Origin of the sequence: Flavobacterium sp. UBA6195 (genome assembly GCF_002422095.1) — a bacterium.
Classification (GTDB): domain Bacteria; phylum Bacteroidota; class Bacteroidia; order Flavobacteriales; family Flavobacteriaceae; genus Flavobacterium.
This window is the reverse complement of record NZ_DITB01000036.1, coordinates 1-7219: the sequence shown is the minus strand read 5'-3', so window position 1 is coordinate 7219 and position 7219 is coordinate 1. Positions and strand designations below refer to the sequence as shown.

Genomic DNA, 7219 nt, shown 5'->3' with positions numbered 1-7219 from the left:
ATGAGATTAAAATAACTTTTGATGAGCTGATTAAAGTAAAAGACATTAATAAACAATTAATTATTTCACCTCCCATGAAAAAGCAACCTATAATTGTACCTCAAGGGAGTGCCAGTAAATTTATTTCAATTAAAATTTTAGACACATTACAACCTAACACAACCTATAGTTTCAATTTTGGGCAAAGTATTACCGACAATAATGAAGGAAATCCATTCTCGCAATTTAAATATGTTTTTTCTACAGGAAATACTTTAGATTCTTTATCAATTGTTGGAAAAATCAAAGACGCATATAATCAAAAACCCGATAATTTTGTTAGCGTGATGTTATATGATGCCAAAACATTTACCGACTCAACAGTATACAAAGAAAATCCATTGTATATTACTAACACTTTAGATAGTTTAAAAGAATTTTCTTTAGAAAATCTGAAGGAAGGTTCGTATAAAATTATTGCACTAAAAGAAAAAACAAACAACAACAAGTTTAACACCGATACTGACAAAATAGGCTTCATTGAAAGCACCATCACAATCCCATCTTCTGAAACGATTGAATTAGAACTTTTCCAAGAAAAACTAGCTTTTAAGGCCGAAAAACCAACTCAAGAAAGCAACAATAAATTATTTATGGGATTTAAAGGAGATATTAAAAATTCTACAATTACTGCCTCTTATGGAAATAAAGAAATTCCAATTAAAGTAAGTAAATTTCCTGTAAAAAATAAAGACTCTGTCCAGATTTTTTATCCAAATATCAAAATGGACTCCATACAAATTTCTGTTTCTAATGGCAATTACAATAAAACATTCAGTTCAAAGCTAAAAACACTTAAAATTACCGACAGCCTTAAACTAGAAAATAAAACCGAAAATGTATTGGCTTTTAGAGAATCTTTTAAAATTAAAACTAATACTCCAATTTTGAATATTGATGAATCCAAAATATCAATTAAAAACAAAGATTCTATTCCTGTAAAATTCAGCACAAAATATGTAGATTTTGAACAAGAGATAACATTTGATTTTAAAAAGGAAGAAAATCAAAAATACATCTTGAATATCCTTCCGGGTGCGATTAAGGACTTTTATGAAACAACTAATGATTCATTAAAATATGTTTGTGAAACAAAACAACTAGCCGATTATGGAAATTTAAAAATAAATTTAATAAATGTTAAACGCTTCCCCATAATTGTTGAACTTTTAATTAAAGATGAAGTAGTTTATAAAATGAATTCTAATAGTCTTACGAGTTTTTATTTTGAAACCATTGAGCCTAACCTATATACTATTAGAATTATTTATGACGATAACGCTAATAATGAATGGGATACCGGTAACTACTTAGCAAAAAAACAAGCTGAACAAATTATTTACTTTCCAAAAGAAATTGACGTTAGAGCGAATTGGGATGTAGAACAAGATTTTATTTTGGACTAGCGAATATTAAAATCGTCTCTATCATTCAAAAAATTAAATTTTATTCTAGCATCATGTTGAGTCATTTTATCTAATTCAAAGATAAAAACACCTAATTCATTTTCGCAGTCCACAATTGTATTTCCTAAAAAGTCAATAGCTTGAGAATGTCCGGGATATACTAAATGATTGGCGTCTTCTCCTATTCTATTAACGCCAATTGTGTAACACATGTTTTCTATGGCACGTGCTTTTAACAAGGCATCCCAAGCATTAATTCGTGGTTTTGGCCAATTGGCAACATACAATAACAAATCATAATTTTCAACATTTCGAACAAAAACCGGAAAACGCAAATCGTAGCAAATTTGCAGGCAAATATTCCAATTGTTATAATTTACAATTACTTTTTCAGTTCCTTTTTTGTACACTTTTTCCTCTCCCGCTAAGGTAAACAAATGACGTTTATTGTAAAACTGCACTTCGCCAGATGGAAAAATAAACACCATTCGGTTGTAGAAATTTTCATTTTCTTTGATGACTAAACTTCCTGTAATAGCACACGTTTTCTTTTTAGCCAAATCTTTTAGCCAAGCCATGGTTTCGCCTTCCATAGTTTCGGCTACAGCAACTGGATTCATGGTAAAACCAGAAGTGAACATTTCGGGTAAAACAAATAAATCAAACGATTCGTCTTCATTTAAAAAATATTCTTCTATGAATTTTCGATTTACTATTGGGTTTTCCCAAGCTAGTTTGGTTTGAAAAAGTGCAACTTTCATTAGGTAAAATTTTTATTAAAAGTACAAAAAAACGCATCCAAATGAATGAATGCGTTTTTATTATTTTAATGTTTCAATGAATTATTTCAAAGAAGCTTTTAAAAATTCTCTGTTCATACGAGCGATGTTTTCTAACGAAATGCCTTTTGGACATTCGATTTCACATGCTCCTGTATTCGTACAGTTTCCGAATCCTTCTTCGTCCATTTGACGTACCATGTTTAACACACGTTGTGTAGCTTCTACTTTACCTTGTGGTAATAAAGCATATTGTGATACTTTTGCTCCCACGAATAACATTGCAGAACCGTTTTTACAAGTTGCCACACAAGCGCCACATCCAATACAAGCTGCTGCTTCAAAAGCCTTATCAGCATCGTCTTTAGGAACTGGTATAGAATTGGCATCAATAGTATTTCCAGAAGTATTTACCGATACGAAACCACCCGCTTGTTGAATTCTATCGAAAGCACTTCTATCAACAACTAAGTCTTTGATAACTGGAAATGCTTTACTTCTCCATGGTTCAATGTAAATTGTATCACCATCGTTGAACATTCTCATGTGTAACTGACAAGTAGTAATTCCTGTATCAGGTCCGTGAGCACGTCCGTTGATGTATAAAGAACACATTCCGCAAATACCTTCACGACAGTCGTGATCGAATGCTACGGGTTCTTTTTTCTCATTAATTAATTGCTCGTTTAATTGGTCTAACATTTCCAAAAACGAACTTGCAGTAGAAACATTATCTAATTTATAAGTTTCCATGCTCCCTTTTGAACTTGCGTTCTTTTGACGCCAAATTTTAAGGTTTATATTGATATTTTTTGCTGCACTCATAATCTATTATTTGTAATTTCTAGCTGCAATTTTAATTTCTTCGTATTTCAATTCTTCTTTGTGAAGTTCTTCTTTACTGATGTCATCACCTTTGTATTCCCAAGCTCCAACAAATTTGAAGTTTTCGTCATCACGTAATGTTTCACCTTCAGCATCTTGATATTCTTCACGGAAGTGACCTCCACAAGACTCTTTACGTTGTAAAGCATCCATAGCCATTAATTGACCTAATTCGATGAAATCTGCAACTCTTAATACTTTTTCTAACTCAGGATTCAATTCGTCTGCGCTTCCAGGAACATAAACATCTTTGTAAAAATCTTCTTTTAATTGAGCAATTTCAGCAATAGCTTCTGTTAATCCTTTTTCGTTACGAGCCATACCTACTTTATTCCACATAATCAAACCTAATTTTTTATGGAAATAATCAACAGACTTGGTACCATTGTTGTTTAAGAATTTACTAATTGAATCTTTCACTCTAGCTTCTGCTTCAGCGAATTCTGGAGATTCAGTAGAAATTTTACCTGTTCTGATTTCGTCTGCTAAATAGTTAGAAATTGTGTAAGGTAATACAAAATATCCATCCGCTAAACCTTGCATTAAAGCTGACGCTCCTAAACGGTTAGCTCCGTGGTCAGAGAAGTTAGCCTCTCCAGCTACGAAACAACCTGGAATTGTAGATTGTAAGTTATAATCAACCCAAACACCACCCATAGTATAGTGAACTGCTGGATAAATTTTCATTGGTGTTTCATAAGGATTCTCATCCGTGATTTTTTGATACATCGTAAACAAGTTACCATATTTCTCTTCTAACCACTGTTTCCCTAATGCTGTAATTTCTTCAGGTGTTGGATTATGATTTCCTTTAGCATAAGCCGCTTGACGACCTTTTGTTTGAATCTCTGTTGAGAAATCTAAGTAAACTCCTTCATTAGTATCATTAGCTTCAATTCCGTAACCAGCATCACAACGCTCTTTTGCAGCCCTTGAAGCTACGTCACGTGGCACTAAGTTACCAAAAGCAGGATATCTTCTTTCTAAGTAGTAATCTCTATCTTCTTCAGCAATTTGAGTTGGTTTTAATTTCCCAGCTCTGATTGCTTCAGCATCTTCTTTTTTCTTTGGCACCCAAATACGTCCTGAGTTACGTAACGATTCAGACATCAACGTTAATTTTGACTGATTTGTTCCGTGAACCGGAATACATGTTGGGTGAATTTGTACATAACATGGATTTGCAAATAACGCTCCTTGTTTGTGGATTTTCCATCCAGCTGTTACGTTACTTCCCATTGCGTTTGTAGAAAGGAAATATACGTTTCCATAACCTCCAGAAGCAATAACCACAGCATGAGCTGAATGTCTTTCAATTTCTCCTGTAATTAAGTTACGAGCGATAATTCCACGAGCTTTTCCATCCACTTTAACTAAATCCAACATTTCGTGACGGTTGAACATTTGTACACGTCCTAACCCGATTTGTCTTGATAAAGCTGAATATGCTCCTAATAATAATTGTTGTCCTGTTTGTCCAGCAGCGTAGAAAGTACGTTGTACTTGCGTTCCACCAAACGAACGGTTATCTAACATTCCACCATATTCGCGTGCAAAAGGAACACCTTGTGCTACACATTGGTCGATAATATTTCCTGAAACTTCTGCTAAACGGTGAACGTTTGCTTCACGCGCACGGTAGTCACCACCTTTAATAGTATCATAGAAAAGACGGTAAACGCTATCACCATCATTTTGATAATTTTTTGCTGCATTGATACCTCCTTGAGCCGCAATTGAGTGCGCACGACGAGGAGAATCTTGAAAACAGAATGCCTTTACATTATACCCCATTTCTCCAAGAGAAGCAGCGGCAGAAGCACCTGCTAAACCAGTTCCTACCACAATAATATCGATTTTTGGTCTATTATTTGGAGCAACTAATTTCAAGTGATTTTTATGATTGGTCCATTTATCTTTTAAAGGACCAGCTGGTATTTTAGAATCTAACTTCATAATATATACTGATGTTGATTATTTTTTAAAGTGTAAAAAGATTGGGATAATAGCAAATAAAATTGGAACTATTATCGAAAATGCTTTCCCTACAAACTTAATGATAGGTGTAATTTTAGAACTATTTACTCCTAACGATTGGAAAGCACTTTGAAAACCATGCCACAAGTGGAACGCTAAAGCAACCATTGACAAAACATAGAAGATTGTAAAAGCAAGACCATATTTAGGATCTTTAAAAAAATCTACTGTTAATTTGTATAAGTCTTTGTACAAATCAGCTGTTTTTACATCGGCTTGACTGTAATGCAATTCGGTTCTGTTTTTAATAACAAATTGCTTTTGCATCATAGTCATCGGATCTGGTTTATCACCTTCTTTTCCAACTTGTTCAACAGGAAAATATTGACCTGTTTGTGTTCCTACGTAAAATTTCTGTTTGTTTCCTTGTACTTCAATTTCTTTAACCATTAACGGCATGTTTTTGTCGAAATGCATTTTAGCCCAGAAATTCACCATGTGAGTAGCGATGAAAACTAAAACTAAAGTTCCCAAAACCGCCATGTTTCTTGAAGCAAAACTACTTGAAGAACCATCCGTTTTAGCATAACCTATTGGACGTGCTTTTTTGTTTTGGATTGTCAACATAATTCCATCAATTGCATGGAAAATAATTGAAATGTAAGTAAGATATGAAAGTAACTTAACTGCTGGATTGGTGGTCATGAATAAAGCATATTCATTAAATTGCAAGCTGGTTCCAAAAATCAATTGAAGATTTCCTGCCAAATGACCCGCCAAAAACAAGCATAAAAATAAACCTGTAAGAGCCATCCAGTATTTTTTTACAATAGACGACTTCAATAGTGCTGATTTTGCCATAATTTTTATTTGATTGTACTAGTTTAATAAAAAATCAAACAAAAATAAGGCTATTTGAAATTAACTACAACCTTTTCGAGCTAATTTATAATGATTTTAAAATGAATTTAACTAACGTTGAATATCAAAGGATTAAAAGGCTTTTCAAATGAAAACATATAGTATTTTAGCAAAATAATTATCTTACATAAGACGGAATCAATCCTCTAAGACCCATATCGACCACATTTTCACCTATTGATGGCTCAAATTTACCATCAGCCGTTACCTCTCGCCACTCAAAACTATTGTTTGTAGATAGCGATAAAGTGATAACAATATCGCGAGTTTCACTACCATTGATAATTAAGTTTTGAGAAAATTTTCCTGTTACTACACATGAACCTGCAGGTATTGGCGAAGTAGAAGCAATAGGGTTTGGAACTGTGGTTGCTCCAGCTGGAGCTTGGCCAGAAGTAGCGTAAGGAACATCATTTAAAGCAAAAGCCCAATATCCTTGCAGACGATTTCCGTTTATAGGAAATGAATTATTACCTATAGCGTGTGTTGTGATGTAAGTATTATATCCAACAAAACTAGCAAGCTTTCCTTGATAATCGGCGCCATTATTTCGTACCGAAATTCCATATTCTTGATACGCCAAAGAAACACGAACATATTCATAATTTCCTTGTGCTACTTGACTTAATGGAATTTTTAAAAAAGCCTCACCTTCTCTAACAATAACCGCTTTACTAAAATCAATCGCAACCGAACCGCCTTGAGTAGTTTCATCGGCATGATACAAAATGGTACCATTCCCTAATTGGGTGTAAGCCGTTGGTGCCAGTTCAAAATAATGCGCACTAATTTTACTAAAATCGGGAGATTGTGCCGCATGTCCTGATGGAATTGATGCAGGTTGCCCCAAATTATTCAAACGCACTTGATTAGGATCAAATTGAAATTTAACAATCAAATATGGCTCGTTTGTTGCATCGTCTTCATCCTCACAGGAAAAAAAAGACACAACCGAAACCAAAACTAAAAGAACTCCAACAATTTTTTTCATAAATCAAAAACGTTTGATATTGCAACAAAATGTTTATTAAATCATTTAACGCAAAAACTACAACAAAAAGTATGCCTTTTTAACTATTTTTTAGGATTTAAGATTTCAAACCATTTGCTTTCTAAAGTTTTATTTATTGAAATCGTAACCTTAAATTTTCCGACAGGTAAATAAAACTTCTTGTTTTCAGCTGATTTGATTTTGATGTTTTTATCTTTTTT

The 7219-nt window shown here is 33.5% G+C and carries 6 protein-coding genes; 1 reads left to right on the top strand and 5 read right to left on the bottom strand.

Translation table 11 applies throughout. From position 1 onward, the window contains the following. On the top strand, positions 1 to 1445 hold a 1445-nt coding region (locus B4I81_RS02715; RefSeq protein WP_291107157.1), incomplete at its 5' end, for an Ig-like domain-containing protein. On the opposite strand, the gene B4I81_RS02710 is transcribed toward B4I81_RS02715, so the two are convergent. From B4I81_RS02710 to B4I81_RS02690, 5 genes are all read right to left on the bottom strand, one after another. Next, on the bottom strand, positions 1442 to 2206 hold the full coding sequence (locus B4I81_RS02710; protein ID WP_291107154.1) for a nitrilase family protein: 765 nt from the start codon (positions 2204 to 2206) through the stop codon (positions 1442 to 1444). The genes B4I81_RS02715 and B4I81_RS02710 overlap by 4 nt on opposite strands. Before the next feature lie 81 nt (positions 2207 to 2287). Further along, positions 2288 to 3049 (bottom strand): succinate dehydrogenase/fumarate reductase iron-sulfur subunit, encoded by a 762-nt coding sequence (locus tag B4I81_RS02705; protein ID WP_291107150.1) that lies wholly within the window; start codon positions 3047 to 3049, stop codon positions 2288 to 2290. Positions 3050 to 3055: 6 nt separating this feature from the next. Then, complete coding sequence (locus B4I81_RS02700; RefSeq protein WP_291107147.1) at positions 3056 to 5065, bottom strand: fumarate reductase/succinate dehydrogenase flavoprotein subunit; 2010 nt, start codon at positions 5063 to 5065, stop codon at positions 3056 to 3058. 18 nt (positions 5066 to 5083) lie between these two features. Then, positions 5084 to 5947, bottom strand: a complete 864-nt coding sequence (locus B4I81_RS02695) for a succinate dehydrogenase cytochrome b subunit (protein ID WP_291107144.1) — start codon at positions 5945 to 5947, stop codon at positions 5084 to 5086. 178 nt (positions 5948 to 6125) lie between these two features. Then, positions 6126 to 6998, bottom strand: coding sequence for a hypothetical protein (locus B4I81_RS02690; RefSeq protein ID WP_291107141.1), 873 nt, complete (start codon positions 6996 to 6998; stop codon positions 6126 to 6128). Between the last annotated feature and the right edge of the window lie 221 nt (positions 6999 to 7219).